Annotated in this window: 15 protein-coding genes; 5 read left to right on the top strand and 10 right to left on the bottom strand. The window is 51.1% G+C overall.

Going from position 1 to position 26,367, the window contains the following annotated elements; genetic code table 11:
* Nucleotides 1-37: 37 nt before the first annotated feature.
* The 8 genes from J3P34_RS09460 to J3P34_RS09425 form a co-directional block, all read right to left on the bottom strand.
* Nucleotides 38-1,660, bottom strand: a complete 1,623-nt coding sequence (locus tag J3P34_RS09460) for a glucoamylase family protein (RefSeq protein ID WP_210488130.1) — start codon at nucleotides 1,658-1,660, stop codon at nucleotides 38-40.
* A 180-nt stretch (nucleotides 1,661-1,840) separates the two neighbouring features.
* The gene (locus J3P34_RS09455; protein ID WP_210488129.1) at nucleotides 1,841-3,334 is read right to left on the bottom strand and encodes a RagB/SusD family nutrient uptake outer membrane protein; all 1,494 of its coding nucleotides are present in this window, start codon (nucleotides 3,332-3,334) and stop codon (nucleotides 1,841-1,843) included.
* Nucleotides 3,321-6,296, bottom strand: coding sequence for a SusC/RagA family TonB-linked outer membrane protein (locus tag J3P34_RS09450; protein ID WP_210488127.1), 2,976 nt, complete (start codon nucleotides 6,294-6,296; stop codon nucleotides 3,321-3,323). The genes J3P34_RS09455 and J3P34_RS09450 overlap by 14 nt, the downstream gene beginning before the upstream one ends.
* An 846-nt stretch (nucleotides 6,297-7,142) precedes the next feature.
* Nucleotides 7,143-10,001: a triple tyrosine motif-containing protein gene (locus J3P34_RS09445; protein WP_210488125.1), complete on the bottom strand. Its 2,859-nt coding sequence runs from the start codon at nucleotides 9,999-10,001 to the stop codon at nucleotides 7,143-7,145.
* Between the two features lie 376 nt (nucleotides 10,002-10,377).
* Nucleotides 10,378-11,487 carry an ACR3 family arsenite efflux transporter gene (gene arsB / locus J3P34_RS09440; protein ID WP_210463334.1) on the bottom strand — a complete coding sequence of 370 codons (1,110 nt, stop codon included), beginning with the start codon at nucleotides 11,485-11,487 and terminating at the stop codon, nucleotides 10,378-10,380.
* 150 nt (nucleotides 11,488-11,637) lie between these two features.
* Nucleotides 11,638-12,417 carry a metallophosphoesterase family protein gene (locus J3P34_RS09435; protein WP_210488123.1) on the bottom strand — a complete coding sequence of 260 codons (780 nt, stop codon included), beginning with the start codon at nucleotides 12,415-12,417 and terminating at the stop codon, nucleotides 11,638-11,640.
* A gap of 34 nt (nucleotides 12,418-12,451) precedes the next feature.
* Entirely contained in the window at nucleotides 12,452-12,784 is a 333-nt protein-coding gene (locus tag J3P34_RS09430; protein WP_210488121.1) for an ArsR/SmtB family transcription factor, read from the bottom strand.
* A gap of 416 nt (nucleotides 12,785-13,200) precedes the next feature.
* Entirely contained in the window at nucleotides 13,201-13,425 is a 225-nt protein-coding gene (locus J3P34_RS09425) for a hypothetical protein (protein WP_210488120.1), read from the bottom strand.
* 112 nt (nucleotides 13,426-13,537) lie between these two features.
* Here J3P34_RS09425 and J3P34_RS09420 point away from each other — a divergent pair, with 112 nt between their 5' ends.
* A complete protein-coding gene (locus J3P34_RS09420) occupies nucleotides 13,538-15,757 on the top strand; it encodes a GH92 family glycosyl hydrolase (RefSeq protein ID WP_345890346.1) in 2,220 nt (739 codons plus the stop codon).
* A 240-nt stretch (nucleotides 15,758-15,997) separates the two neighbouring features.
* On the opposite strand, the gene J3P34_RS09415 is transcribed toward J3P34_RS09420, so the two are convergent.
* Entirely contained in the window at nucleotides 15,998-17,074 is a 1,077-nt protein-coding gene (locus J3P34_RS09415; RefSeq protein WP_210488118.1) for a glycoside hydrolase family 43 protein, read from the bottom strand.
* Nucleotides 17,075-17,611: 537 nt separating this feature from the next.
* On the opposite strand from J3P34_RS09415, the gene J3P34_RS09410 reads away from it, so the two are divergent.
* From J3P34_RS09410 to J3P34_RS09395, 4 genes are all read left to right on the top strand, one after another.
* A complete protein-coding gene (locus tag J3P34_RS09410) occupies nucleotides 17,612-20,956 on the top strand; it encodes a SusC/RagA family TonB-linked outer membrane protein (protein WP_345890345.1) in 3,345 nt (1,114 codons plus the stop codon).
* Nucleotides 20,957-20,978: 22 nt separating this feature from the next.
* Complete coding sequence (locus J3P34_RS09405; RefSeq protein WP_210488116.1) at nucleotides 20,979-22,991, top strand: RagB/SusD family nutrient uptake outer membrane protein; 2,013 nt, start codon at nucleotides 20,979-20,981, stop codon at nucleotides 22,989-22,991.
* A gap of 25 nt (nucleotides 22,992-23,016) precedes the next feature.
* Nucleotides 23,017-24,231, top strand: coding sequence for a DUF4959 domain-containing protein (locus tag J3P34_RS09400; protein WP_210488114.1), 1,215 nt, complete (start codon nucleotides 23,017-23,019; stop codon nucleotides 24,229-24,231).
* Between the two features lie 66 nt (nucleotides 24,232-24,297).
* The gene (locus J3P34_RS09395) at nucleotides 24,298-25,494 is read left to right on the top strand and encodes a DUF4998 domain-containing protein (RefSeq protein ID WP_210488113.1); all 1,197 of its coding nucleotides are present in this window, start codon (nucleotides 24,298-24,300) and stop codon (nucleotides 25,492-25,494) included.
* A gap of 94 nt (nucleotides 25,495-25,588) precedes the next feature.
* Here the strand turns inward: J3P34_RS09395 and J3P34_RS09390 are convergent, their stop codons facing one another.
* Nucleotides 25,589-26,155, bottom strand: a complete 567-nt coding sequence (locus J3P34_RS09390) for a thioredoxin family protein (protein WP_210488111.1) — start codon at nucleotides 26,153-26,155, stop codon at nucleotides 25,589-25,591.
* Nucleotides 26,156-26,367: the final 212 nt, after the last annotated feature.

The following is a 26,367-nucleotide window of genomic DNA, read 5'->3' as shown; positions in this document are numbered from 1 at the left end:
TATGTGGTGTGCCGTTCTGTTTTGGGGCCGTTTTTCCTTATCGGAGGTAAACCGGCAGTTCTTTGTTAAGCGTGGTATTGGTGAGTTTGAGTTTATAGGCGCCCGGGGACAAGCCCGCCCCGAAATTGACTTGATACAGCCCGTTGGCTTTGGCCTCCTGGTTCCAGAGCGTCTCCATGACGGTCCCGTCTGGTTTCTCCACTGTGAGGGTCACCGTGCCGGCATTCTTGAGAGCGACATCAATCTGGTAGGTTTCCACATCGGGGTGTTTGAGCAGGTCGTATTGCCCGGTTCTCACCTCCGGAATGGCTAGGTAAAAGCCCGTCTCGTACTCCGGTTTCTGGATGCCAGCCTTCACCAGGGCTGCCTGGATTTCCGGGAGATCGGTAAACAATTTCCACAAGAGGCCGCTGCGGTAGTTTTCAATCATGGCCACGATGGGTCCCTGGTCAATAGCCAGGTAATCTTTACCCACCCAGTTTTGCGGTTTGTTGTAGGCATCATAAGGCCCGTAGGTCCCGATCATCTGGGAACTGAGGTTGCCGTACAGGTTCCGGAGCACCTGCATGGAGTAGTAGGGTGTGTAAGGGAAAGAACTAAGCGCGGCCGTGGGTGTCACGGTGCCGTTGTCGTTGGTGGGGCTGTGCGCCGAGTAGCCGTTGGGCTCATCAGAGGCGGTCAAACCCCACAGGTGTTCTGAGTACCCGTAGGCTTTGGGCGCCAGGTAGATGCTGTAAGACCGGTTAATGAGCGTGTGCTTCACGTTATGCTGCCAATAGTTCACGTACTGGTCCTGCATCTGCCGCGGATCAAGGCTCAAAAACGAATAATGCGCAAAAAACAACGGTCCGCCATAAGGTGGCCCGATCTCCAGTTTGTAGCCTTCCAGCGTTTGGGTGCTCCGGAAACCGCTGCCGGTCCAGGAGGTTTGGTAAACCGCCGGGGAGATGGCGTGCGTGGGAGAAGCCAGCGCCAATACATAGGCGATCAGACCCTCGTTCCAACCCTGGATGGGCATGTTCATTTCCCACCCGTAAGTGGGGCTCCAGTGCCAGTACAGTTTGTTGTCGCCGCGCGAGGCGTACCAGTCCCATTCCACGGTTTCCCAGAGTTGGGTGATCTTGTTCCGCAGTTCGGTTTCCTTCGCATCTGGTCCGTTGAAGTAAGCCTGGGCGGTAAGCAGTCCGTTCACCAAAAAGGCAGTCTCTATCACATCGCCGCCGTTGTCTTTGGGGCTGAAGGGAATCACCTTGCCGTTGCTGCCATTGAGCCAGTGCGGCCATACCCCGTGGAACCGATCAGCGGAGGCCAGAAAGTTGCAAAGCTTCAACAAACGTTCAGTGGCCTCCTGCCGGGTGATGAACTTGCGGTGCACCCCCACAATGATGGCCTGCACCCCAAACCCGGTGCCGCCGCTGGTAACTGTCTCGCCAGAGTTGGTTCTTTCGCGGGCCATGCCCGAGGCCGGGAGCGCATACTCCCAGAAATATTTGAAGGCAGACTCCTGTACCTTGTTCAGCAACTCCCGGTCCGAGGCTGTGCTCACCGGGTTCTCCGGTGGGTACAACGAGGTGTCATCTGCCTCGTTTTTATCCTCCTTGCAGGCGAGGGTAGCCCATGCGAACAGAAGGCAGAAGATATAAAACGTCGGTTTGGTCATCAGGGGAATGGGAGTGGGTTTCCTGTTAAAATAGCCTGAAAGTTTGGGGTACAGTAAGGCTGATTTCAGGCCGTTTTCCTGAAAACGGGCCTAAAAAGCCAGAGGCGATTACACAAGAAAGAAGCAGTTTTAAAGGAAGGGCCGGCGCGTTAAAACCCCGGCCTTTTACCTATCTGTTGATCAATATCCAGGGTTCTGCACCAGGGTTCCGCCGCTGAGGGTGATCTGGTTCTGAGGAATTGGCAGTACCTCGTTTTTACCGGGGGTGAAGTTTTTGCCTTGTGCCCGCAATACATCAGCGGCTCTTCCTTGGCGCACCAGATCATAGAAGCGTTCGCCGTTTTCCAGGGCTAACTCTACCCGGCGCTCATTCCAGATCTTCATCCGGAAGTCTTCTTTGGTGGTAAAAGAAACTGGGGAAAGGCCCGCTCTCTGCCGTACCATGTTCAAAGAAGATTCTGCCTTGTCTGTCTGCCCAAGTTCATTGGCGGCTTCGGCGTGCATGAGCAATATCTCGGCGTAGCGCAAAATGCGGATGTTCTGGTCTTTTCCGTAGCCGCACACCTGGGTTACGCTGGAAGGCACATACGCTTTTTGGTTGTAATAAGGGTTAGGGGCCGATTCCAGGATTTTGTCACCTTCAGGGGTGGTTTCCCCGCGGAACAGGATGGTGGCCTCTTTCCGCTCATCTCCAGGTTCAAATGCGTTCACCAGGCTCTCAGAGGGAATAAAGAAGCCCCATCCAAACTGGCCTCTCACGGACTGTACCTCGGCCCATTGGCTGTTGGAAGAACCGCAGTTTCCAGGCAGGGTCTGGGCCTGGATCTCAAATATGGACTCAGAGTTGTTTTCGCCCTGTAATCTGAAAATCTGGTAATAATCAGGAGTCAGGCTGTAGCCAAGGCCCATTACCTGCTCAGTGAGGGAGAGCACATCGGCCCATTGAGCCTGATATAGATTCACTTTCGCCAGCATACCCAGTGCGGCACCTTTAGTGGCTCGGCCAATGTCTGCGGCGCCGTATGCAGTAGGCAAGACGGCAGCGGCTTCGGTTAAGTCTTGCTCTACGAAGGCGTAGACTTCTTCCCGCGTGTTACGGACTGGGTTCAGTTCTTCTGCTGTTACAGGTACCCGGCTCACGATAGGTACGCCGCCAAAAGTCCGGACTAAGTTGAAGTAATGATAAGCCCGCAGGAACTTGGCCTCAGCCAGAAGCCGGGCTTTCAGGTTCTCGTCCATGGTGATGCCGGGCACGTTGTCCAGTACTTGGTTGGCCAGGTTTATTCCCTGGTATTGCCCTACCCAGTAGCCATTAAGCTGTCCTTCAGTGGGGGTGACCGTGAAATTGTCATAGAGGTTCATGAACTCGGCATCACCGGGCACACTTCCTTTCTCCGCGTCATCTGAGGTGATGGTGCTTACGGCCAGGAAGGCAAAGGCAATGTTGTTCCACTCTCTTAAGTTCCCATAGATAGAGTTTACGGCCGTTATTGCCTGCGCCTGCGTCTGGTAAAACTGCGTATTCACCGCCTGTCCTTCTGGCGGAACCTCCAGAAAAGAATCACTGCAGGAATAGGATACTCCTAGGGTTAAAGTCCCGGCCAAGAGCCAGGTCAGACGTTTTATCTTAAATGATTTATTTTCCATGGTGTTCATCTGATTAGAAAGTGACATTTAGACCCAGGTTATAGGTGGCAGAAAGCGGGTACACATTTCTGTCAATACCAAAGTCAATTGGGGTGGGACCACCTACCTCTGGAGAAAAACCATTGTAGTCAAAGATGGTAATTGGGTTCTGGGCATTGAGGAAAATCCGGAGGCCCTGCATTTTCCATCTGTTTACCATAGCCGTAGGGAAGTTGTAGCCCAACTGCAGGTTTCTGATGCGGATATAGTCTCCGCTCTCTACATAAAAGCTGTTAGGATCCAGATTGTTACCGGTTAGGTTAGCTGATGGGTAGGTATTGGAGGAACCTGGCCCTGTCCAGCGGTTGTCATAGAATTCCTGGTCGTAGTTTTCGTTTCCGTAGCGGGTGTTACGGTTACCATTGTAGATGTCTCTATCTGCCACGCCCTGGATATCTAGCTGAAGGTCAAAGTTTTTATAGGTAAATCCGGTGTTGATGCCGTACGTGATGCCCGGATTTGGATTGCCCAGAATGACCTTGTCTCGGGAGTCAATCACGTTGTCTCCGTTGATGTCGCGGTACCGGAAATCACCGGGTTTGGCGCTGGTCTGGGCTGAGGCCGCGATCTCGTCTGTGGTCTGGAAAATACCGTCCATGATATAGCCGTAGAAAGAACCAATGGGGTCTCCCACGCGCGAGATGGTGGTGAGATAACCACCAACTGGAATGCTACCTCCGGCCAGCGATACGTTGCCGGTTGCCAAGCTGGTTACTTTGTTTTTGTTTCTGGAGAAGTTAGCCCCCACGTTGTAAGAGAAGTCATTTCCCACGGTGGCGTTCCAGCGCACGGCTAGTTCAACGCCTCTGTTTTGGAAGGAGGCATAATTGCCCATAATGGAGCTTCTATTGGCTCCAGACGTACCAATTAGCGGCACTGTGAACACGGCATCCTCCGTTTTCTTATCATACCAGTCCACTTCAATGTTTAACTGGTTGTTTAAGAAGCCAAACTCAGCACCTAAGTCGGTCTCTTTCACAACTTCCCACAGCAGGGTTGGAGGTACAAAGTCCGTAAGGTTACCTCCCGGATAGGCGATTCCATTAAAGAAGGCAACATATCTGGGGTCAAAATTTACAACCTGGCTTGTAATGTTGGATGGTACGTTGTTGTTTCCCAGTTTTCCCCAACTAGCCCTGAGCTTAAGGAAACTTATAGTTTCCTGGTTTTTCATGAAGGATTCCTCTGAGACTACCCAGCCCAAACCAACGGAAGGAAAATAGTCATACCGGTCATTCTCAGGGAATTTTGAGGAACCATCATACCGTAGGGTGGCAGTTAAGAGATATTTGCCCATGAAGGAATAGTTTACCCGACCGAAGTAGGACAGGAATTTTTCCCGCCCTGCACTGTTGAAGGCCAGCAAAGTAGTCTGATCGCCATTGCTCAGGTATAAATTGGCTTCGGTTTCATAAACTACGCCTTTCACAGAGCCACCCAGAGTTTCATTGAAGGCTTCTTGGGATGAGGTACCGCCCAATAAGGTAAATTCATGGTCTCCTAAGGTTTTCTGGAACGTCAAGGTGTTTTCCCAAAGCCAACTATTTGCTTTGCTTCTGCTTCTGGTAAGCGAGCTTATCTGAGCCTTCTGCACCGTGGTCAATGAGTCTTCTGATTGGAAGTTCCTGTACTCATTGATGTTGTAGTCAAGCCCTAAGCTGGTTCTGAAAGTGAAGCTGTTAAGGAAATTCCACTCTCCAAAGACGTTGCCAGTAACGCGTTGGCCGTTTGATCTTTGGTTGTACCAGTCCAGGGAAGCCTGCGGGTTGGCAAAGTTCCCGATAGGGTAATCAATGGGGTCACCGTAGTTACCATTGGCTTTTCTTACCGGAAGTACTGGGGGCGCTACAAAGGCCTGGTAGAAGATATCACCGGGTATGTCTCTGGACTTGTAACCGTAGAAGATACCGCTGTAGCCCACTTTTATTCTCTCAGATAGCTTCACATCTGTTTGCAGCCGGGCAGTTAACCTTTCATACTCATGTCCTTTCACTACGCCTTCTTGGTTTAGGTAGCCGGCGCTTAAACTGTAGGTGGCTTTCTCATTACCACCGGAGGCCGAAACCTGGTGGTTCTGGATATTGGCGGTTTGCAGAATCTCATCAAACCAATCGGTGTTGGGTAAATTGGTGCTAATGGTACCAGGGGCGTTCTTTTCGTTGTACAGTTGGGCGTACTCTTGGGCATCAGTCATCTCCAACTTATTGGTTACCCGTTGGACGCCTACAAACCCGTTGTAGTTGATTCTGGGCACGCCGGCCTTGCCTCGCTTGGTAGTGACAAGTACTACCCCGTTGGCGGCCCTGATACCATATATAGAGGCACTGGAAGCATCTTTTAGGATTTCCATGGACTCAATGTCCGCTGGGTTCAGGAAGCTCAGGTCAGAAACGAAGGTTCCGTCCACCACATACAGCGGTTCTAGCCCACCCTGAGCCGAACCTACCCCCCTGATCCTTACCTGGGGAGAGGCGCCCGGTGCGCCCGAGTTGGTCACCTGCACACCGGCTACCCTTCCCTGAATAGAACTCACCGGATTTTGGGAAGACTGCCTTTCAAATTCCTGGGCTTTCACGGAGGAGATGGAGCCTGTCACGTCTCGTTTCTGCTGCACCCCATAACCTACCACCACTACCTGCTCCAACTCATTGGCTGAGGACTGTAGTTGAATGTTGATAGAGGTTCTGCCATTCACGGCTACCGTCTGGTCTACATAGCCGATGTAGCTAACAACCAAAGCAGCATCTGAGGGAACATTGGTGATGGTGAAATTACCATCGGCGTCGGTCTGGGCACCAAGGGTGGTGCCCCTTACCTGTATACTCGCTCCAATAAGGGGATCGTTGTTCCCGGCATCGGTGACCCGACCGGCTACCGTGACGGTGCCCTGGGCGTGAACGAGCGTGAATGTTAACAGGTAAAATAGGAATAGGAGTAGGGGTTGTTTCATAGGTAGTTTGGTATAAGGGTACACACTCTTCTGAACTGACCTAAAAGTCCTGACATTATTTACTAAAGGCTAAAAATCTGCCTCAACAATACTACATCAATTACGAAAATTTCAATATCCTTGTTTAAATGCAGTTTGAATCTAAGGAATAGGCATTTTTATAGCTTTGAAGATGTGAAATTCATAAGGCTTAAACAGGTGTGTACACCCTATGAGAGGTAATGATGTAGTGAGAAAAGCCTTTTTCCATTGAGATTGTACTCAGCGAAAGGCATGAAGAACCCTCAAAAAGCCTTCTGTTCTCTGACAGGCAGGGAGTATTGGGGCTTTTTGCGATCAGAAGCGGCGGTAAGTTGCAAGGGGCAAGGGAAGAGTGTAGGCTCCTATCAAGGGAGATGAGAGGTGGAAAAGTAAGTTGTAGAGGCAGGCTTTCCGCAAGAATCAGGGTGAGAAACCCTTGAAAAAGGAATGTTCCGGTGGGCGCATAGGAGAGGAAGGTGCTGTTTGGGGCTGTTTTTGAAAAATCAATCCAAAAGCGCAGCCCAGGTTTGAGCTGTTTTGGCCCTAAGATTGGAATAATGGAAGCTGCCAGGTCTGCGGAAAACTGGTTTCGCTTCACGAATGGCCGGGCAATACCAAGAGCCGGCTTAGTGCGTATCTGTGGAACAATGAAAGGGTAAAATCCAGGAAGCTGTTGTTTAGAGGCTGCTTTTTAGAAAAGAGGCTCTAAACACCAGCTTCTTACAAGGGGTTGGAGGGAACATTCCAACACTGGTAAGAGACGCAGGCAGATCTTGGGGTGAGGGTTTCCAGGTTTCTCCGCTGCTCTCAGGTAGTGGAAAGGACCTATACATCCATGAGAAACTCCACCAGGTTCTTCTCATGGTCAAGGTTCAGCTTGCGGCGGAGGCGGTAGCGCCTGATCTCCACACCCCGCAGGGTGATGTTGAGCAGCGAGGCGATCTCTTTGCTGTTCATGTTCATGCGCAGGTAGGCGCACAATTTCAGGTCGTTGGGCGTGAGGTCAAGGTGGCGGCATTTGAGTTTCTTGAAGTAGTTCTCGTGCGCCTCGTTGAAACTGGACTCAAACAGGTTCCAGTCATAGTCCTCGGTCATGCCATCCTTGATCACCTTCTGAATTTTCTTCAGTTGGTCATCGCCCAGTTTTTTGCCGCCCTGGTCTTTCAGTTGCAGAATCTCTTCTTTGATGTTGAGCAGCAGTTCATTCTTGGAGACAATGTTCAACGCAGAGTTGGCCAGTTCGCGGCTTTTGGCCGCCAGTTCTGACTGTAGCTGCTCGTTTTTGAGTTTGATCAGTTTCTGTTCATTGATAATGGCCTCCTGCCGCAGGAACTCTTCTTTCTCTTTCTCCAGCTTCAGCCTGATGCGCTCTTTGTCTTTCTGCAGCTTCAGGAGGTACAGGTGCCGGCACAGCAAGAGCAAGATACCGCCTATAAGCACGTAAACGATGCCCGCCCAGTAAGTGGCGTACCAGGGCGGCGCCACCGTAAAGGCAAACTCCGTGACCGGCGACTCGGCCTCGTTGTCAATGCGGGCTTTTACCAGCAGCTTGTAATCGCCTTGCTCAAGGTTAATGAATTCCTTCTGTGTGGCGTTGCCCCAGTCTGACCACTTCTCAGAGAATCCTTCCAGAAAATACCGGAACTGCGGCCGGGCCTGGCTGTAGTAGGGCAGAGAAAACGCCACGCTGATATTGTTCCGGCTGAAGGGGAGCCTCAGGTCCCGGCTGCCCCGCTCCGTAAGGATAACCGAGCCGTCTGCGGCGTTCTGGACCCTTCGCACCAACACCGGCGGCAGCGTTTTGTTACGCTGCGGCGATACCTCGGTGTTGTACACCACAAAACCATCGTCAATACTGATGAGGTAAATAGAATTGCTTATCCGGCTGATGTTCTCATTCTGCTGTACCATGCGCCCGTTGAGCATGCTGAACGGACTGGAACTGATTTCCAGCGCGCCGGGGCTGGCCAGGTTCACCAGCGCCACCTTGCCGTGGTTGATAAACCAGTACTTGTTTCCGGCGGCTTTGATAATGCGGTTAGAACCCGCAAAAGGCCCCAGCATTTTGTTCAGCTCAGTATAGCCAGTGAACCGGTCGCTGATCTCGTCATAGACCTGGAAACCTTCAGTAGAGGAAAACACCACCCGGCTGCCCAGCCTGAACACGTTGATCTGGTTGTTCCTGGGCAGGCCATTCCCTTTCTCATAGTACCTGGAGCTTTTCACGGTTCTCAGGTCACTGCTCAGGGCTAGGCGGTACAGGCCTTTGTAGGCATGGCTTACCCAGAAATGCCCAGAGTTGTCCTGCTCCACGTACCTTGACGGCTCCCCGAAACCCGTTACCTGGTGCGAGAAAACCCAGTTGCCCGTTGGGTCCTTTTTGTAGATGACCAGCCCTGTATAGGTTCCTTGCACCAGCAGATGGGGGTGAGAGGCCAGGCGCTTGATGGTCCAGCCGCCTTTGAAATCAGATAGTTTCTGGATGCGGTCGCCCTCTACCCTGAAAGTGCCCTCATTGTGGCCGCAGAGGAGTTGACCGTCTACCAGAATGAGTTCCCATACCTGGCCCTGGGAGCCTTCAATGATCTTGAAATCCAGCGATTGGAAAGATTGCGCGTTGTTGGCGGTCCAGTTGCTGTAAAAGATGCCCTGGTTTGTGCCCAGGTAGATCTTGCCGTCATGCACAATGCTGGAGTACACCGTACCAAAGGTGCCGGTTTTGTCAAAGTAGAAGTACAGCGGCGAGTTGACTTCAATACGGTCCACGCCGTTGTCCAGGCCGGTCCAGAGGTTCTGCTCGGTATCGGTGAAAAGGCTCAGGACGGTGTTGTTCTGCAGGCCGCTGGCTTTGTTTATCCGGTGGGTGATGTTGCCCTGGCGGTCCAGGATGATGAGGCCGTTGAGGATGGTGCCGTAGGCGAATTGCCCATGCGGCAGCACCGCCCCGTTGTTCAGTTGGTTTGTTTTGAGAAAAGCATTAGCCACCGGCGAGCCCCAGGGCGAGATGGAAGAACCGTCATACAAGAAAAGGCCGCTCTTGGCACTGCCCACCAGGAAGGAATCCTTCTGGAAAGGCAGCACCGACAACACCCCCGCCTCTCCCAAGCCTTCGCTGCCTTTGATGAACGCCAGCTTGTTGCCCTTCAATTCATATAAACCTTTGGAAATCACCTCCACAAAGTATCGGTTATGGGCCTTGAGCAGGAACAGCAGGGTGTTAGGGCCTTTCACTACCTCTACCTTGCCTTTCTCAAAGATGTAGATGGCCGAGAAAGATTGGAAAAGTACCCGGTCTTTCTCCACGTAGATTTTCCAGATCTCATCTTTGAGGGCGTTGTCGCGGGGGATTAGCCTGGAGAGGGAATGGTAGGTGAACTGGCCCTTGTCATTGTGGCTCCAGTACCCAAACTCCCCGAAACCACCGGCATAGATGCGGTCTTTCTCCTGGTCGGCGGCTACGGCCCGCACAATGATTTTCTCCGGCATGCGGTAGAGTTGCCAGTACTGCCCGTCATAGGCCATGAGGCCGTCTGAGTTGCCAAAGTACATGACCCGATTTTTCCCCTCGGTAATGGACCAGTTCTGGTTTCCGGCCTGGTAAAGCAGTTTTGAGTAATTCTGGACAAACGGAAAACTGGCACGCTCGCTCATTTGGGCTGTGGAGACCGCCGTGCAAAACAGCATCACCCAGCCTATAACCAAACAGATTTTGCTCTTCACTCTCATCCCTTATCACAAATGAACCTGATACTCTTTCTCCAGGGCCGGCCATCCCAAGAAAAGAATTAGAAAACGCCGGGCTGAAGTACGCTAAGCGGTGGCTGTCCGTCTGTTCCCGTTTTAGAGATGAAGAAGAGCAAGCCAAAGAAAAGGGGGCAGCCAAAAAAAAGAGGCAGGCCGCAAGATGACCTTAATTTCCTGTAATTTTCTCTAATTCTGAAATATTCAGGCCAGAAATATAAGGTGTAATCATGCTCATGTGCGGTTCAGGCTATAAAGCAAAGTCCTTTGGATGGGCGTGTATGCCACGCCGGAAGCGTGGGAGAGGAGAAACAGCGTTTTAAGCCTGATTTTCCTGAAACTTGCCCTTTTCAGGCGCAGAGGTGAGCAGCGGTTCGGTTCCGTAGTATCTTCTCCTGAACCAGTAGGCCACGTTTACCAGCGCAATGAGTGCCGGAACCTCTATGAGCGGACCCACTACCCCGGCAAAAGCCTGCCCGGAGTTAAGCCCGAATACCCCGATGGCCACGGCAATGGCCAGTTCAAAGTTGTTGCCTGTAGCGGTGAATGCCACCGAGGCGTTCTGCGCGTAATTCGCTCCCAAAGCTTTGCCCATGTAAATACTCACCAGAAACATCACGGCAAAGTAGATCACCAGCGGCACGGCAATGCGCAGCACATCCAGCGGAATGGTCACAATCAGGTTGCCTTTCAAACTGAACATCACCACAATGGTAAACAGCAGGGCCACCAACGTGATGGGGCTGATAGCCGGGATGAACTTCTGCGTGTACCAGGCATCGCCTTTGATACGGCGCAGGATGAGGCGCGATAAGAAGCCCAGCAGGAACGGAATACCCAGGTAAGTGAAAACGCTCTGCGCGATATCACCCATGCTGATGTCTACCACCTTGCCCTCCAGCCCGAACCAGGTGGGCAGCACCGTGATGAAAACGAAGGCGAACACGCTGTAGAACAGCACCTGAAAAATGCTGTTGAAGGCCACCAGCCCGGCCGCGTATTCCCGGTCCCCCTCGGCCAGTTCATTCCAGACCAGCACCATGGCAATGCAGCGGGCCAGCCCGATTAAGATAATCCCGATCATGTACTCTGGATAGTCCCTGAGGAAAATGATGGCCAGCAGGAACATGAGCACCGGCCCGATGATCCAGTTCAGCACCAGCGACAGGGTAATGACTTTCACGTTGTCAAACACCCGGCCCAGTTGCTCATAGCGTACTTTCGCCAGGGGCGGATACATCATCAGAATCAGGCCCGCCGCGATGGGCACGTTCACGGTACCCACCTGGAAGGTATTGATGACCTCCTCGGTGCCGGGGTACAGGTACCCCAGGAGCACGCCCGCGCCCATGGCCACAAAAATCCAGAGGGTAAGAAAGCGGTCCAGGGTGGAAAGCTTTTTCCTTTTATCTACAGTGCATTGACTCATTTGCGTGTGATATTTGATTTGATAAATGACGTTATCGGGGTGGGTTCTGGGTTAAACCCAGGCTTTCGTTTCAGGGCAGTTTTCCTCAAAATGGCCCCGAAACCAAAAACCAGCCACAGGCCTGAATAAAAGTGAAACCGGATGTCTGGCTCAGGCCGTGCGTAGCATCTGGGCAAACGCGTTGGGCAGGGGGCTGGCCTCTATGGCTTGGGCGGCTTTCTCCACCTCATAAGGCACCCTGATGAATTCAACTTTGATGCTTTCCGGCTCACGGAGGTTGCTGTCTGGATTGAGTTCCAGGATCACGTAGCCCGCCCTGGGGTCTCCGTCCTTGGGTTTCCCCACCGACCCGATGTTGATGGCGTGCCGGTACCTGGTCTGCCCTTCGTGTTCGTAAGCCATGGCGCGGTGGTAGGGCTTGTGCGTGTGCCCGAAGAACAGGAGATCCGCTTGGGCTTCTTCCATCATCTTCAGGAAGCTCTTTTCGGGCCGGTCTTCAAACAGGTACTCGTTTATCTTACGGGGGCTGCCGTGCACCAGCAGGATTTCCATTCTGTTTTCCTCCTTAGACTCGTCCAGAAAGGTGAGCCGAAGGTGGCGCGGCAGCATGCGCAGGTACTGGCGGGTCTCCGGGGTCACCACCTGGTTTGTAAAATCAATGGACTGCTGCCCCAGGTCTTTCTCCTGGTCGGTTTTATAGGCACAGCCGCAGTTGGGACTTCCCAGGCCCACGCCTTCGTCATAATTCCCCGCGATGGTGGGAATCCTTCTTTTCCTGATTTCCGCCACTACCTCGTTGGGCCAGGGCGCATACCCCACCAGGTCTCCCAGGCAGTAAATGGCATCTAATTGTTGGGTGTCCATGTGGGCCAGCACCGCCTCCAGGGCAGGAAGGTTGGCGTGGATATCGGAGAAAAAGGCGATTCTCATACTTGGATTATGTAACGATGAAGGAAGTGGATTTTTAGCAACAGTTGTCCTGGCAGGCCACCGGGCTGGAGAACAACTGGAGGAACATATCGCGGGCTTCTTCCCAGTTTTGCTTGTCTATGCAGTAGCACACGCTGGTGCCTTCCACGGTACCTTTAATCAGCCCCACTGCCTTAAGCTCTTTCAGGTGCTGTGATACCGTGGCCTGCGCCAATGGAAGTTCGCTTACCAGATCACCGCAGATACAGGTCTGTTGTTTGAGCAGGTGCTGCAGAATGGCTACCCGGGCCGGATGTCCCAGGGCCTTGGCCAAAGCCGCCAGCCTGTTCTGCTCCCCGGTGAAGTGCTGAGTTTTGGTAACGCCCATGGTTCTGGTTTCTAAATTCATCGCAATACTACGATAAAGGAAAGTGAAATCAAATGGGTCAGGTGCAACCCGCTGAAATTCAATGGTGCTTTGTAGTTTTTGTGGTTTCTTTACGGGCCCCGTGGAAGAGTTTCCCCTGATCGCCAAACTTAAGGCGCCTGGTTTGGCGACCGGTGGCCTCTTGGCTGTACAAGTGGTTTTGCATGTTCTATGCCACGCCTTCGCCGAAGGCTTTCTGCAACTTCTACAGCCTTTGGGCAAGCTTGTTATTCTTGTATCTGGTGGTATCTTAGAGCCATAATGAAAGCCCGCTCAGCTGATATTATTTTCCCCGTAAGGACTGCTTTCAAGCCTATTGCAAGGTTTGATCTCCAATCAAACAACCTGGCTTTACCTACTAGAAAACGCATCATGTCTTAATGAAAGGCCTTCTCTGTTTCCTCCTGCTGATTTACTGTAGCTTTCTTACCTACGCCCAGGTCCCTGCGCCAAAGACCAGCTATGCCCTTATTCTTTATCCTGCTTCCCTGGTAGAAAAGGAGGGAAGCTTTACCGAAAGCTGGCTTAAACACTAACCTGGCGTTTATTGGCCCGAAATTTAAAATCATGATAAATATGAGTTGGAATAGATTCCTTTCCATGACACCTGAACCTTCAATTTAACGGCCCTCCATGAAAGATCAATCAACACCCCTCCTCAAGTCCTTTGCTGCGCTGGCATTGGGCCTAAGCATTTTTATAGGATGTAAAAGTGTGAAGGAGGAAACCAGGGCAACCCTCACCGACAGCCTTACCCAATTTGTTGACCCCTACATAGGCACTAGTTTCCACGGCCACGTTTTCATGGGAGCCAACGTTCCCTTTGGCGCAGTACAACTAGGCCCAACCAACATAACCGAAGGGTGGGACTGGTGCTCTGGCTACCACTACTCAGACTCCACCATTGTGGGTTTCGCGCACACCCATTTGAGCGGCACCGGCATTGGGGATCTGGGCGACATTGCGGTGATGCCCACCACCGGCCCGGTGAAGGTGATGGAAGGATCAGTTAAGAACCCTGAGAAAGGCTTTGTGTCTTTGTACTCGCACCAGGATGAGCGTGTGAAGCCCGGCTATTATGCCGTAAAACTAAAACGGTATAACATCCAGGCGGAACTGACGGCCTCAGAACGGGTGGGTTTTCATCAATACACTTTCCCGGCCTCAGAAGAAGCCCATATTGTGGTGGATCTGCAGTCGGGTATTGGCTGGGACCAGCCCACCGAGACTTTCATTGAGCAGATGAACGACAGTACGCTGGCCGGTTACCGCTATTCAAAGGGCTGGGCAGCGGACCAGCGCATCTATTTCGCGGCCGTTTTTTCAAAACCCATCCAAAACTTCAAAAGCTACCAGCTGCTGGATTCCCTAGGAAATACAGCCCCGGCCTCCAAAGGAACTAGAATCAAAGGAGTAGTCAGCTTTACCACTTCCAATAACGAGAAGGTGAAACTGAAGGTGGGTATTTCACCGGTGAGTACCCAGAACGCTATGGCAAATATCAGGGCCGAAATCCCGCACTGGAACTTTGACAAAGTAGTAGCCGATGCCGATGCTGCCTGGAACAAGGAACTGCAGAAAGTACGCATCAAAACCGATGATCCCAAACAGCTGAAGACTTTCTACACCGCCATGTATCACACCTTAATTGCGCCGTCTAATTTCAACGACCATAACGGCGATTACCTGGGCACGGATAAAAAGGTATACAAGAATGCGCCTTTCACCAACCTCACCACCTTCTCGCTCTGGGATACCTACCGGGCGGCGCATCCGCTGTTTACCATCCTGCAGAAAGAACGGGTAAGTGACATGATCAACTCCATGCTGGCCGTGTACAAGCAACAGGGCAAATTACCGGTATGGCACCTGATGGGCAACGAGACCAACACCATGGTGGGCTATAGTGCTGTGCCGGTAGTCGCCGATGCCATTCTCAAAGGCTTTGATGGGTTTGACAAAGACCTGGCGTATGAGGCCATGAAAGCCACGGCCATGCGAGACGACAAAGGGCTGGATCAGGTAAAAGCCAAGGGCTACATCCCCGCCAACACCACGGTAGAATCAGTGGCCATGGGGCTGGAGTACGCCATTGACGACTGGTGTCTGGCTCAGGTAGCCAAGCAGAGAGGCGCTACTGAAGACTACGCCTACTTCGGCAAACGCGGCCGGAACTATGAAAACTACTTTGACAAGCAAACCCGGTTCATGCGTGGCCGGATTTCTGACCAGGAATGGCGCAACCCGTTCAGTCCGTTTGTATCGCGGCACCGCAATGATGATTTCTGTGAAGGAAACTCCTGGCAGTACACCTGGCTCGTTCCCCAGGATGTGGAAGGCCTGATCGATTTACAGGGAGGGGAGAAACAGTTTAGCCAGAAGCTTGACTCGTTGTTTGTGGCCCAAGGCGACATGGGAGAGGAAGCCTCTAATGACATCTCGGGGTTGATTGGCCAGTACGCCCACGGCAACGAGCCTAGTCACCACATCACCTATCTTTACAGCTATGTAGGCCAGCCCTGGAAAACCGCAGACAAGGTGCGGTTCATCCTCAACCACTTCTACACTGATAAACCCGATGGCATTATCGGGAACGAGGATGTGGGCCAAATGTCGGCCTGGTACGTTTTCTCGTCTCTTGGTTTTTACCCGGTGAATCCGGCCAACGGCGCTTACGTCTTCGGGAGCCCAGCCGTGAAGGAAGCCACGCTGAACCTAGCCGATGGCAAAAAGCTGGTGATCAAGGCGCCTAACAACAGCCCTAAGAATAAATACATTCAGAAAGTCACCCTGAACGGCAAGCCTTATACTAAATCCTACATCCTGCACAAAGACCTGATGCAGGGCGGCGAATTGGTGTTTGAAATGGGCAGCACGCCAAGTGCTTCCTGGGGAGTGGCGCAAAAAGACAGACCCAGATCTGTAACCAGGTAGGACTTCAGGCAAGCCCCATCTTATCCAGATTTCCCTCAAATAAAAGCCCTCAGTTTAGGGGCTGTTTTCCAGAAAACAGCCCCTAAACTGAGGGCAAGATGAACTGGCTATCTTTAGCAGATTTGCACCAGTTAATAGGGTTTAGCCCTCTTTTGCTTAGAACAGGCTCAAAACGCCTTGAGGTGATCAGGCATGCTTCTCAATTGAATCAAAGCCCATCTCAAGTCTTTCCAATACTTCTTAAAACTTCATTTTCAGTTTCCAGTGCTTTGCCAACCGTTTGGCTTCTTTTCTGGTGAGGTGCACAACGGCTCCGTGCTTGGGCGACGAAAAGTTGGTGGTCTTCATCACGCCCTCATTGAAATGGCCAATAGGAGTGAAGTTCACGAAGTCTGTGGTTTCGCTGAACCCGAAATTATGCGGGTTGATGCCGTAGATGTCATAGATGAGGACCCATTTATCCTGACCAATGCGCTTGAAAACGGTGGGTGCTTCGCAGGCCTGAGGCTCGGGGTCAATCCATTGGGGAGCATATTGGTACCCGCTGTGAATAGAATCAGATACCGCCTGCTTGATCCCGGGAACTCCGTCATGCGGCACATAGAACATGTGGTATTTATTGCCTGTTTTGGTGATATCCGCGTCAATATAGGTGATGTCTTTGGGGTACTGGAATAACAACTGAGGCGTTGTTTCCATGGCGGTGAAGGCATCGTTCATGTAAGTGTAGTACAGCTTGTTGTTGCCATTCCGGAACCGCATGGTAAAATACAGCATCAGCTTTTTCTTACTCTCGTCATAAATGGTCTGGGGTGCCCAGGCGCATCCAATCTCCTCCAGTCCCGGGAACGCCTGGTCAACCCGCAGAATGGTGCGTGACCAATGGATGAGGTCCTTGGATTTCATGAGAACCAGGGATCGGTTGTTTCCCCAGCCGTACAGTTTGCCGTCGCGTTCCCACTCGGTGCTGCGGTAACCCGCTTTCTGGGCAAAGATGTGCAGGTCCGTCATGGCCAGGTAGAACATTCCATCGGGGCCACGGGTGATGTGTGGGTCCCGGATGCCCTTCTGCAGGGCAATGGTATCTCCGGCCATGACCTGGTTCCCAGAATTGATATCCGTAAAGGTGTACCCATCCGGACTGAGTGCCATGTGCAGCCCGTGGGTAGCATCCTTGAAATACACCAGCAGGTACGCCTTCATATCCTTCTCCCAAGGAGCTCTGAATTCCCTTTGGGCTTTAACTACACCGGTGGTAAGTCCCAGTATCACGAGTAGGACCATGACTGCCCGCCTGAATTCCTTATTGTACTTCATGCATGATGAGTGAGATGGCCGCAAGTGTAGGTTGCCCTTATACTCATAGATTTTTGCTTATATGTGTAAAATTAACATTTATTCAAGCATCTGCGCGAGAAAGTGGCGATTATTGAAATTTTAATCCAAATACAGCTAAATGGACCTTTCTAATTAGCAAAAATTTATTTTACTAAAATGTGGTTGCAGATTTTGCAAATTCTGAATTAAAGAGTAGGTTTATCCCCAAGTGAATAAGTGTACAAACAACGCTTATTTTTAAACCGAAAGCTATCCAATAAGATTTGGTATTTAAATGTGGCTCCTGTTTGAATATAGGGTGACCAATATACCAGCATGGAGAAGCTTATCATTGACAGAATGCGGTCAATAGATACCATCACAAATTCCCGTCCCCCCTACGGGTATGATAGGTTTGGTTAATCCTGAACCAGGATTTTCAAGAAGTTAAACGCTGCGATAGTTCCATGGGCTAGACTCATGGTCATGAGGCAGTTATTGATACTCTTTTAAAATTTTAAACCAACTATTTTACCTATGAAGCACAATTACTCGGCTAAGGAGAACAGGTACGCTCTGGTTCTTCTACTTTACTTATCCACGCATTTCACTGGGTTGGCTCAGATGCTTCCGAAAAGTGAAATAAAGACCCCTGAGATTGGTTCTGTTTCCTCGAAAAGAGGCAATAAACCAACCACGCTTCTCGCCAGTAACAGGCAGGTAAGCCCAAGCGGCGCAACAGAACGGCAAACCCAGTTCAAAGTAACGGGCAAGGTAGTATCCCAGGAAGATGGTTCCGGTCTTACAGGGGTAAGCGTTGTGTTAAAGGGAACAACCATTGGTACCAACACAGACATCAACGGAGACTTCACCTTGAACGCCCCGGACGGAAAAGGCACCCTGGTCTTCACTTACATAGGCTTTGTGACCCAAGAAGTGCCCCTGGAGAACAGAAGGGAAATCTCGGTGAAGCTGGTGCCGGATACAAAAGCGATCCAGGAAGTTGTGGTGGTGGGGTTTGGCGAGCAGAAAAAGGCCAGTCTGGTAAGTTCTATTACTTCAGTGAGCGTGGCAGATCTGAAGACCCCAACCTCTAACTTAACCAATGCCATTGCCGGTAAAGTAGCCGGGGTAATCTCGTTTCAGCAAAGCGGCGAGCCTGGCCTGGGAACCGATAACTCCACCTTCTACATCCGGGGTCTGTCTACTTTCGGGACCGGTAAACGCGATCCCCTGATCCTGATTGACGGGATAGAGTCCTCCCCCACGGATATGGCCCGCCTGCAGCCAGATGATATCTCAGATTTCTCGGTATTGAAGGATGCCGCGGCCAGCTCCATCTATGGTGCCAGAGGGGCAAACGGAGTAGTCCTGATCAACACCAAATCAGGGAAGGAAGGACCCATTAAAGTTAGCCTGAGGGTGGAAAACCGCATTTCCACCAATACCAAGAACTTTCAGTTGGCTGACAACATCACCTACATGAACCTGGCGAATGATGCCACCTTGACCCGTTCTCCACTCGCCAAAGAGCCGTACTCCCAGAACAAGATCAACAGTACCAGAATGGGGGAGGATCCTTATCTGTTCCCTAACAACAACTGGGTTGATCAACTGATCAGGGACCATACCTTCAACCAGGGCTACAACATCAATTTAAGCGGGGGTACAAACAAAGGCCGCTATTATCTGGCCATGACCTACAACAAGGATAATGGTATCCTGAAGGTAGACCCCATCAACAATTTCAACAGCAACATTAGCCTGAACAACTACTCTATCCGGTCTAACATTGATTTTGACCTCACGCCCACCACTGTATTGACGGCCCGGGTGTATGGCCAGTTTGATGATTACAACGGACCTATTGGAGGTGGGGCGACTACCTTTAGAAATGCCTTAAATACCAACCCGGTGATGTTCCCGGCGTTTTACCCCAAAGACAAGCTGCCCTTCGTGGATCACCCGCTGTTTGGGTCTGCCCGCACCATCAACAGCGATGCCGTAGAGACCACCACGTTATTCGTGAATCCTTACGCCGAGATGGTGAAGGGCTACGAAACCTACAAAACAGCCAACCTGAACCCCCAGCTGGAGATAAAGCAGGACCTGGGTTTCCTTACCAAAGGGCTTAGTGCCAGGGCCATGACCTACCTAAAAAGGGTGTCCTTTGTGTCGCTCAACCGGTTCTACAATCCATTCTACTACAGCTCAACCATTAACCCGGAAGACGGAAGCTATAAAATCGGGGTGCTGAATGATGGTTCCTCTACCTCCATCGGGCTGCCGGGAACAGAGTATCTGAACTACACCGAAGGTCTTAAACTGGTGGAGTCAACTTTCTGGCTGCAGGGAGCGGTGGATTATAACCGCACCTTCGCTGACAAGCATGATGTCGGCGGATTGTTGGTGTCCTATATCTCGAACTACGAGGCTGGTAACCCCGGTACCCTTATCCGTTCTCTCCCCAACAGAAACCACGGCATCTCCGGCCGCTTTACCTACGGGTATGACCAGCGTTACCTTATTGAGATGAACTTTGGTTACAACGGATCTGAGCGCTTCGCCAAAAAGAACCGTTACGGCTTCTTCCCATCCGCGGGTATTGGATACCGCATCTCCAATGAGAAATTCTTTGAGCCTCTCAAAGGCATCATCTCTAACCTGAAATTCAGAGCTACCTACGGTATTGTAGGAAATGACCAGATCGGGAACAGAGATGAAAGATTCCTGTACATGTCCAACGTCAATCTCAATGACAATGGCTTTGGTTCTTCCTTCGGAAGAAATGACGGAACCGCGGTTTATTACCGGCCTGGGGTTTCTATCTCAAGATACTCTAATGAGAGCATCACCTGGGAGAAATCAAAGCAGCTCAACTTAGGGATGGACCTGAACATAGGCTCTGCCCTGAACTCTGTGGAACTGATTGTGGATATGTTCAAGCAACAAAGATCCCAGATCTTACAGCCTATTACCTATATAGACAACGTCTCTGGTTTGATGGCTACCCCGCTCTCAAACTACGGTAAGGCAGAGTCGCAGGGGGTTGACCTTTCTGCGAACTACAGCAAGACACTTTCCCAGAATCTGAATGTAGAACTCAGGGGAACTTTCACCTACGCCACCAGCAAAGCGGTTAAGGTAGATGAGTTGGCCTATGACAGTGACTTGGCCCACTTGTCCAGAGCCGGGCGTCCCCTGAGCCAGAGATGGGGCTATATCGCGGAGCGCTTGTTCGTGGATAACGAGGAAGTGGCCAACTCTCCGGTACAGTTTGGCGACAGAGGCCTGCTGGCCGGTGACATCAAATACCGGGACATCAACAAGGATGGCGTGATCAACACCGATGACATGGTTCCCCTTGGGTATCCGCAGCAACCGGAGATCATCTACGGCTTTGGTACCACCGTCAGATACAAGAAGTTTGACCTGAACCTGTACTTCCAGGGAGCAGCCCGCACCTCTTTCTTCATTGATCCATGGGCTATCCAACCTTTTTACCAGTACCAGCTTCCTAACCAGGCAGGCGGTTACCAGACAGGACTGTTGCAGGCCATCGCAGATGACCATTGGTCTGAAGAAAACGGAAACCTGTACGCCTTCTGGCCACGCCTAAGCACCTGGCAGGTACCTTCCAACAATCAAACCTCCACCTGGTGGATGCGGAACGGAAGCTTCATCAGACTGAAGAATGTTGACTTCGGGTACAACATAGACAAGGTGAAAAGACTTGGGGTGCAGAGCGCCAGAATTTACTTCTCGGCCACCAACCTGTTGATGTTCAGCAAATTCAAGCTGTGGGATGTGGAAATGGGCGGCAATGGCCTGAACTATCCAATCCAGTCTGTTTATAACCTGGGTCTGTCTGTCAATTTATAATCAAAGTTTGATGTACGATATCATGGAAAAGAAGAGTTTCCTCTCAAAAATATATCCCTTTGGCAAAGGACTTTTCAAAGCCCCGGCCAAAAAAGAAGCTTCGCACAGAAGAAAGAAACCGTTCAGTTTCTTTCTGGTTCTTCTGGCTCTGGCTGCTTCTTCCTGCAAAGACTATCTGGATGTGGTGCCAGACAACGTGGCTACCATAGAGCATGCCTTCAAGCTGCGCAACGAGGCAGAGAAGTACCTGTTTACCTGTTATTCCTTTCTGCCTAAAAACGGGGATGGCTGGTACAATGCGGGATTGATGTCTGGCGATGAGATTTGGCTGCCCCAGGCAAGCCAGACCCATTGGCACCCGGCCTACAGGATTGCCCTGGGCCAGCAAACCAAAGATGCGCCCTTGTTTGATGAATGGGCGGGCATGCGCAAAGGCAACGGCGGCTGGAACGACCACCTGAAAATCTACAGAGGTATCCGTCACTGCAATATCTTTCTGGCCAATGTAAAGGACCCCAGCAAGGTGCCTGATCTCACCCCGGAAGAACGCATCCGGTGGATTGGGGAGGTTGAGTTCCTGAAGGCGTTCTACCACTTCTACTTATTCAGGATGTACGGACCCATTCCGATTGTTGATGATATCCCTGCCACTGACGAGCCCAGCGCCAAACGCATGCCGGTAGACGAGGTGGTGAACTACATCTCCAACCTGCTAGACCAATCCGTTGAGAAATTGCCCGCCCGTATTTTCGATGAAAACAAACAGATGGGCAGAATCACCCAACCTATTGCGCTGGCTGTAAAGGCAAAGCTCTGGCTGTATGCCGCCAGTCCTTTGTTCAATGGCAACGCTGATTACGCCGGCTTCACAGACAAACAAGGGGTAGCCTTATTCAACCCTACTTACGACCAGAGCAAATGGGTAAAAGCCGCGGAGGCAGCCAAAGCCGCCATTGAGTCGGCGGAGCAGAACGGGCACGCACTTTACAAGTACACCACCGATGTGTACAACCTGAGCCAGGTCACCAAAACCCAGTTGAACATCAGAAACGCGGTTACCAACCGGTGGGGTACTGAGCATGTATGGGCTTTGTCTAACAGTTATTTCATCAATGAAAGGCTGTGCATGCCTCCTATGGAGAGAGGAAGCCAGAACAGTAGGTTTGAGTTGCAGGCTCCCTGGTCTGCCCCTATCAAAATCGCCAAGATGTTCTACACCAAAAACGGGGTGCCTATTGAAGAAGACAAAACCCTGGACTTTACCAACTACTCAGCGGTTAAGGTGGCCGGGGCAGAGGAGAATTTCAACATAGAGACCAACTACAAAACCGCCCGCCTGAATTTTGACCGTGAACCCCGTTTCTACGCCGATTTAGGTTTTGACGGCGGTATCTGGTACATGAAGGATGGAAACCCAACCGGCAGTGACGTCAACACCTTCTATGTGAAATCTAAAAACGGGGATAAAGCAGGTTTCGGGGACTTCGTGAACTGGAACGAGACCGGGTACTTCATTAAAAAACTGGTGCACTGGGAGTCTACTACCAACGGCACCAATGCCCCTACCTGGAAATCCTACCCCTGGCCAGAAATACGGCTGGCAGATCTATACCTGATGTACGCCGAGGCCCTGAACGAAGTACAGGCAGGTTCTCCCGTGGCCATTGAATACTTAGACAAAATCAGGGAAAGAGCCGGTTTGAAAGGGATTGTAGAGTCTTGGTCTAATTTCTCTAAAAACCCCTCAAAATACACTTCACAAACCGGTCTGCGGGACATTATCAGACGTGAGCGTCTCATTGAGCTTGCTTTTGAAGGTCACCGCTTCTGGGACTTGAGAAGATGGAAACTGGCGGGCGAGGAGTTGAACAAAGACATCACGGGCTTTAACATCATGGGTAAAACCCCTGAGACCTATAACAATGAAAGAGTGGTGTTCAGCCAGAAGTTTATAACCCCCAGAGACTATTTCTGGCCGGTGGGTAACTATGACATCAGACGCAACCAGAATTTGGTAGAAAACCCAGGATGGTAAATCAACATTTTAGCGGATTAAACTTATGAACTTACATAAACTTAAAACATCGTTTTTCCTCATTTTTGGAATAATGGCCGTGGTTTCCTGCGAAGAGGATTTGCAGTTCCGGGAACCCATAGGAGGGGATAGCAGCGTGCCTAGCATGGTGTCAAACGTCACCGTGGAGAACCTGGCGGGTAAGGCTAAACTGACCTATACCATACCCAAAGACCAGAATCTGCTGTACGTGAAGGCGGTATACACCATTGCCACCGGTAAGACCCTGGAGGCGCAGACCTCTTACTACAACAACTCGCTTATAGTGGATGGCTTTGCAGACACCAACGAGCATGAGGTTCAGTTGTACACCGTGAGCCGTAGCAACGTCAAATCCAATCCGGTTACGGTGAAGGTGAAGCCTTTGGAGGCGCCCATCTGGAAAGTCTACAAAAGCATTCAGGTGGCTACTGCCTTTGGCGGTTACAACCTGTCTGCGGCAAATCCAGACACGGCCAATGTTTCCATCATTGTAATGAAGAAGAATGCCTTCAATGAGTTTGAGGTAGATAATCAGAAGAGCGTTTTCACCTCGGTAAAAGACATCACTTCTAAGATCAGGGGCCTGGATACTACCCGGTACGAATTCAAGGTCTTTGTCAAAGACAGATGGGGGAACTCCACTGATACCACTTCCAAAATAGTCCAGCCCTTGTTTGAGGCAGAGCTGCCCAGTTCAGGGTTCAGAGCATTTGTCCTGCCCGGTGATGCGCCCCAGGTAACGAACGGCGCCCGGCTGGAATATGCCTGGGACGGGCTTTTGGGGTGGCCCTATGTAAGCTTTACCCACCAGGTGAATGGCGGGCCCGAGCCCCATATGATCACCTTTGACACCGGCAAGCTGGCCAAAATGAGCCGCATCTGGATCCGTCCTTTTCCAGAGTTGGACCCGCCTCAATTCTATTATCTGACCACCATGAAGCGGTTTGAGATCTACGGATCGGCCAATCCTTCTTTGAACGGGGCTTTAGACACCAGCTGGGTTTTGCTGGGCTCTTACGAAGTGGTGAAACCTTCGGGCACTGGTTACGGGCAAGACACGCCCAAAGACCGGGAGACAGCGGCCGCCGGCTTTAACTGGGATCTGGACCTGAACGCGCCTAAGGTGAGATACATCCGGATTAGATGCCTGGAGAACTTTGCGGGAGGCACGGCCCAGAGCATCAATGAACTGAAAGTGTACGGAGATACCCGTTTGTAAAACATTAAATCCAGGTCCTGCCGCCATTCTATGGAGGGGAGGCAGGACCTTTAAAGAAAACATACAATGAAAAGGATATTCATACATAAAATAAGGCTGGCCTTTGCCTCCTTACTTTCCTTGATGGCTTTGTATTCCTGTACTGACTGGGATGACTTCAAGGAGTACACCAAGGATGGGGAGATTCAGTACGCCGGCAAAATGGACTCGGTGAAAATCTTCTCCGGCAAGGGACGCGTGCTGTACAAGGGGCAACTAAGCGCCGATCCCAAGGTGAAAACTGTAAAGATTTTCTGGAATGACCGGAAAGACTCCGTGGAATACCAGATTGAGAAAGGAGTGGGCAAAGAGCCGTTTGAAAGAACTTTCGCTGTGGACGAAGGCGTGAAGAACTTTGTCACCGTCACCTATGACGCCGCCGGGAATGCTTCAATTCCGGTGAATGCGATAGGTACATCCTATGGCAATACCTACCGCAGGAGATTGAACAACCGGCTGATTTCTTTGCTTGACTTTGAGACCAGCAGAACGGTGATCAACTGGGATGCCATGGACCTGTCAACCGGGGCCCAGTATACCGAGGTAGAGTATGTGGTGAACGGGGAAACAAAGGTGATCACTACTCCCGTGTCTACCTCCAAAACTGTTCTGGAAGGACTTACAGAATCCACCACCATCAAATACAGAACCATCTTCAAGCCAGAGCCGACCAGTATTGACACATTTGCGGTGGCTTTCCAGAATTATGCCATCAACATTGTGCCGCAATTGAAGAACAAGAAAGTACCGTTTATCGCAACTGCAACTTCGGGAAGATGGGGCAACCTGGCCAACTGGATCACGAACGATGCGGCTAAAAACCACGGCGGTTTTGGCGGCTGGGATGAGTGGAACGGCAATATCTTCAACGTGGAATCCGGCTGGGGCTCGCCGCCCATCACCAACGGGAAGATTTACCAGACCCTTACCCTTGACCCCGGAACCTATACTTTTGAGATATCAAACCTGAGAGACACCAACCTGACTCCTGACGATAAAACCTATTTGGTGGTCGCCCTGGGGAATACCCTGCCAGATGTGGAGCAAGTCACCACTTCTTTGGGGCATACAAAGATCTACAACGGACGGCCCATTGGTGAGCTGCGGGTAACCTTCACGGTTCAGGAGAAATCAGAGGTAAGCATGGGATACCTTACCACCCAACCAGACGGATGGCCAGGTAAATACTGTAACATCATCGCGTTTGATTTTTATAAAAACTAAGCAAGGTTAATTAGAGGTCGCATGCAAAAGCAAAAGCCAGTAGGGGATTACCCTGCTGGCTTTTTGCTTTTATCCTTCTTCGCCTGGGAGCCTGTTATAGCGTACCTGAGAGCACACCCACTAATTCTTTTTGAAGGTCCTCGCCTTTGTTTGCGTTGTACCAGTTCTGGATCTCAACCTTTATTTTCTCAAACGGAGCCTTCTCCTTCTGCAGTTGGGTAAATACCAATTGGCAGTTTGCGGGGCGCGGGCCCCACGTTCCCAGATTATTTCCTTCCTGGTCCCGGACGATTAGTTTCGGGATGGACCTAGTGCCATTGGTAAGGTACTGTTCTATCCTGAAGGGGGCCGTATCCCTTAGCTCGTAAGTAACCGATATAAGTGGATTCTTCCGCGCTATCATCTCTATGAAAGGTATGTTGTGGGCCGCATCGCCGCACCAGGGCTCAGTGATCACGATCCAGCTCTGGGGTCGGTCTATTTTACTTACAACCTCCAGGATTTCCTCAGAGAGTTTTCCGGTCTTGAACCAGCGGTTCATGCGTGACCAGTTTAAATTCGTGTAATCCAGGTAGTCTGGATTGTCATAAGGTGGCTGCTGTTCTGCGGCATCTTTTTCCAAAATGCCTTTGAAGTATGCGCTGTATTCCTGATAGTTCATGGCCTTTGTTTTGTTAAAGAATACGGAAGCCGTGGTCGGCTCTCCTGATTACTTGGGGAACAAGCCTGGCTGCTGCGTCCGGTTCTCATCAATAAGTAAATTATCCGGTAAAATTAACTTATAAATAATTCACAATCCGCCTTACTTTAGTCCTGGTTAGAGCCCAGATATTCTAATAACACTCAGTTTTATGAGAGTGTTTAATCTAATGT

Origin of the sequence: Rufibacter aurantiacus, assembly GCF_017916345.1 — a bacterium.
Taxonomy (GTDB): domain Bacteria; phylum Bacteroidota; class Bacteroidia; order Cytophagales; family Hymenobacteraceae; genus Nibribacter; species Nibribacter roseolus.
The sequence above is the reverse complement of the archived record's forward strand: the minus strand, read 5'-3'. Positions and strand labels throughout refer to the sequence as shown.